The following is a 3,084-nucleotide window of genomic DNA, read 5'->3' on the forward strand; positions in this document are numbered from 1 at the left end:
TTTACATCGACGTTATTTACCCCTTCAATAGAACGAATGGCTGATTCTGCTCCAGCAGTAATACTGCCATATTTAATCTCTCCTTTACATAATTCCTATTTCTTCATCAGCTAAGTAGCATTAAGGGTCCGATTCCCATAAGTCACCGTACACTGCCTCTGCCCGTCTTCTAATGTTACCATTAGTTTACTTTGGAATTTTTACCGTGTCTGTGATTTTTATCATAGTGATAGTGCAAAGTTTATTTTATAATTTTTCTAGAGATGAAAAAGAGGTGGTCGTAATGTACATACCCGATTATAATCAGGCTCCTTTTATCACGATCTGGGAAGTTACAAGAGCCTGTGCGTTAAAATGTTTGCATTGTCGAGCAGAAGCACAATATCACCGTGACCCTCGGGAGTTAACAATAGAAGAAGGGAAACGATTAATTGATCAAATTGCTGAAATGGAAAGCCCTTTACTCGTTTTCACAGGTGGCGACCCTTTAATGAGAGAAGATATTTTTGAATTTATGGAATATGCGATTCACAAAGGACTACGTGTATCGATGACACCGAGCGCAACCCCTAAAGTAACCAAGGAAGCGATGCGCAGATCAAAAGAAGTAGGCCTTGCAAGATGGGCTTTTAGCCTTGATGGTTCAACTGCTGAAATTCACGACTATTTCCGTGGTACAAAGGGTTCCTATGAATTAACGATGAAGAGTATTCAGTATCTAATGGAACTAGAAATGCCAATCCAAATCAATACCACAGTGAGCCGTTTTAATATCCATGACTTAGAAAACATCGCGCGAAAAATTGAGCAATTTGGTACAGAGTTATGGAGTGTTTTCTTTTTGGTCCCAACTGGCCGAGGACAAATCAAAGATATGGTTTCTCCAGTTCAACATGAAGAAGTATTTCGATGGTTACATCAGTTAAAATCAAAAGTTTCCTTTGATATTAAGACGACAGCAGCTCCACATTATCGCCGATATGTCATGCAACAACAAGCAGAAGAAATTAATTCCCCGATTAAAAAAGTAAGGGACAATATTGGTAGAGCTGCCGGGATCAACGATGGTAAAGGTTTTGTCTTTATTTCCCATATCGGTGATGTTTACCCAAGCGGTTTTTTGCCCGTACTTGCTGGTAATGTAAGAAATATTCCTTTAGCCGATATTTATCGTCATTCTCCGATCTTTACTAGTTTACGTGATCCAAACCAATACAAAGGAAAATGTGGAGTTTGTGAATATCGAGAGGTTTGTGGTGGCTCAAGAGCACGAGCATATGCGGTCACAGGGGATTATTTGGAAAGCGATCCATTCTGTATATACCAACCCAATATACAAAAATAGCAATAAATTTTTTGTAACATATGCCTATTCATTTACATAGACATATATCAGGGTAGTTAGTGAACTATAGGATTCTTTTTTAATTAGAAAACGCACAAAAATGACGACTTTTTCAAAGCGTACTTCGATTACTTTTGTGGAGTTTGAAAAAGCCTGCAAATGCATGCAGGCTTTTTTAGAGGAGGGTTTTGTCAAAAAGAAGCTATCTGAGAATCAACTCAAGAGAGCCACATAACAGTTGAGTTTTGTTATGTATAAGGGGGAAAATCCCCCTCTACTTTAGAAGTAGAAACCACCAACAAACCAGAAGAAGATAATTACTAGAAGGATGAACAATAATAAGGTTCTGAATCCATACCATCCGTATCCGTCAGCCATTTAATTACACCCACCTTATTTATATTAGAGTTTCTGTTGTGGTGTAGAAAAAGGGGGAAAGTTCCCCCCTTCCCTATTACCACCAAGTACCGCCTACAAACCAGAAGAAAATAATCACAAGAAGGATGAACAATAACAATGTTCTATATCCTCCGTATCCATATCCATATCCCCAACCACTGGCCATTAACTATCCCTCCTTTTCATTTTTCTACCATACATTATGAAAAAGGTATCTAACTTGTATAGTTATTTGTACTCTTTACAATAAAAATAGGGGTTTACCTAGTAATAGCCATATCCTCCATATCCATAACCGCCCCAACCACCGAAAAAGCCCAAGAAGAGCCAGATAAAGAGAAAAATGATGATAATCCACCAAATCCAGGACCATCCTCCAGCAAAAAAGTTCGTATTAGCTGCCATGCTTTCACCCCCTTTCACTAAAAACATCCATATCCGTAATAGCCATACCCTCCATAACCAAACCCTGTAAACTTCCAGAATATCCATAAAAATAGGAAGATTATAATGATCAACCAAATCCAAGACCATCCATAGCCTGCTTGATTTATTTTTGCAGTCAACATCTTCCCCTCCTCTCAAAATTACCTGGATAGAGAAAAAACAATTATCCTTTTCTTTACTTTTAAAAAAGGGGGAAGGATCATCCTTCCCCTTCTCTAGTTACTACCACCAAATACCGCCTACAAACCAGAAGAAAATAATCACAAGAAGGATGAACAATAACAATGTTCTATATCCTCCCCATCTGTATCCATCTGCCATAAAAAATCCCCTCCTTTTAACTTTTCATTGCTTTCTGTCGAGAACTTTTATTTGTCCTCTGTACTATAACCTATGAAAAAACCATGATTCTTGTATAGTTTAATAGCCTATCTTTTTTAAAAATGTGTAAATACCCTATAGAATCCAGATTCCTTTAAAGAAAATCCAGATAAAAATAAAAATGATAATAATCCACCCAATCCAACTAAATCCTATTAAATTAAGATGCGCCATAAAAATTTCCTCCTTTCTTTAGAAAATGTTGAATTGTTAATATCTTTTTATGGCGCTGCGCTAGTTTTTTAGAACAAACCCAACAATAACCAAATAAAAATGAAGATAATGATAATCCAGATGATCCAACCAAAACCTCCAAAAAAGTTTACTCTAGGCATAAGCATATATCCTCCTCTCTATTCTAGGATTATTCATAGTTTATGTTGATTAATTGTTCTACGCTTGTTTATTCAACCATTTACATAAAAAATCCGCACAAGATTGCCCACAAAAGTGACAACCTCCTTCGAAGCGTATTCCGATTACTTTTTTGGCGTCCCATAATAATAAAAAAA

4 protein-coding genes are annotated in these 3,084 nt (G+C 36.8%); 1 reads left to right on the forward strand and 3 read right to left on the reverse strand.

What is annotated here, in order from left to right; genetic code table 11:
* Positions 1–283: 283 nt before the first annotated feature.
* Entirely contained in the window at positions 284–1,345 is a 1,062-nt protein-coding gene (locus tag U473_RS07455; RefSeq protein WP_407701921.1) for a TIGR04053 family radical SAM/SPASM domain-containing protein, read from the forward strand.
* Positions 1,346–1,799: 454 nt separating this feature from the next.
* On the opposite strand, the gene U473_RS14565 is transcribed toward U473_RS07455, so the two are convergent.
* From U473_RS14565 to U473_RS14765, 3 genes are all read right to left on the reverse strand, one after another.
* Entirely contained in the window at positions 1,800–1,910 is a 111-nt protein-coding gene (locus tag U473_RS14565; protein ID WP_153012021.1) for a sporulation protein YjcZ, read from the reverse strand.
* Positions 1,911–2,008: 98 nt separating this feature from the next.
* A complete protein-coding gene (locus tag U473_RS14760; RefSeq protein ID WP_161937302.1) occupies positions 2,009–2,149 on the reverse strand; it encodes a hypothetical protein in 141 nt (46 codons plus the stop codon).
* 17 nt (positions 2,150–2,166) lie between these two features.
* The gene (locus tag U473_RS14765; RefSeq protein WP_161937303.1) at positions 2,167–2,310 is read right to left on the reverse strand and encodes a hypothetical protein; all 144 of its coding nucleotides are present in this window, start codon (positions 2,308–2,310) and stop codon (positions 2,167–2,169) included.
* Positions 2,311–3,084: the final 774 nt, after the last annotated feature.

The sequence above is a fragment of the Tepidibacillus decaturensis genome, assembly GCF_001561915.1.
GTDB lineage: Bacteria > Bacillota > Bacilli > Tepidibacillales > Tepidibacillaceae > Tepidibacillus_B > Tepidibacillus_B infernus.

Bases quoted from the DNA above. Each gene is read 5' to 3' on its own strand.
- U473_RS14565 (WP_153012021.1), bottom strand. From the start codon at position 1,910: ATGGCCAGTGGTTGGGGATATGGATATGGATACGGAGGATATAGAACA.
- U473_RS07455 (WP_407701921.1), top strand. From the start codon at position 284: ATGTACATACCCGATTATAATCAGGCTCCTTTTATCACGATCTGGGAA.
- U473_RS14760 (WP_161937302.1), bottom strand. From the start codon at position 2,149: ATGGCAGCTAATACGAACTTTTTTGCTGGAGGATGGTCCTGGATTTGG.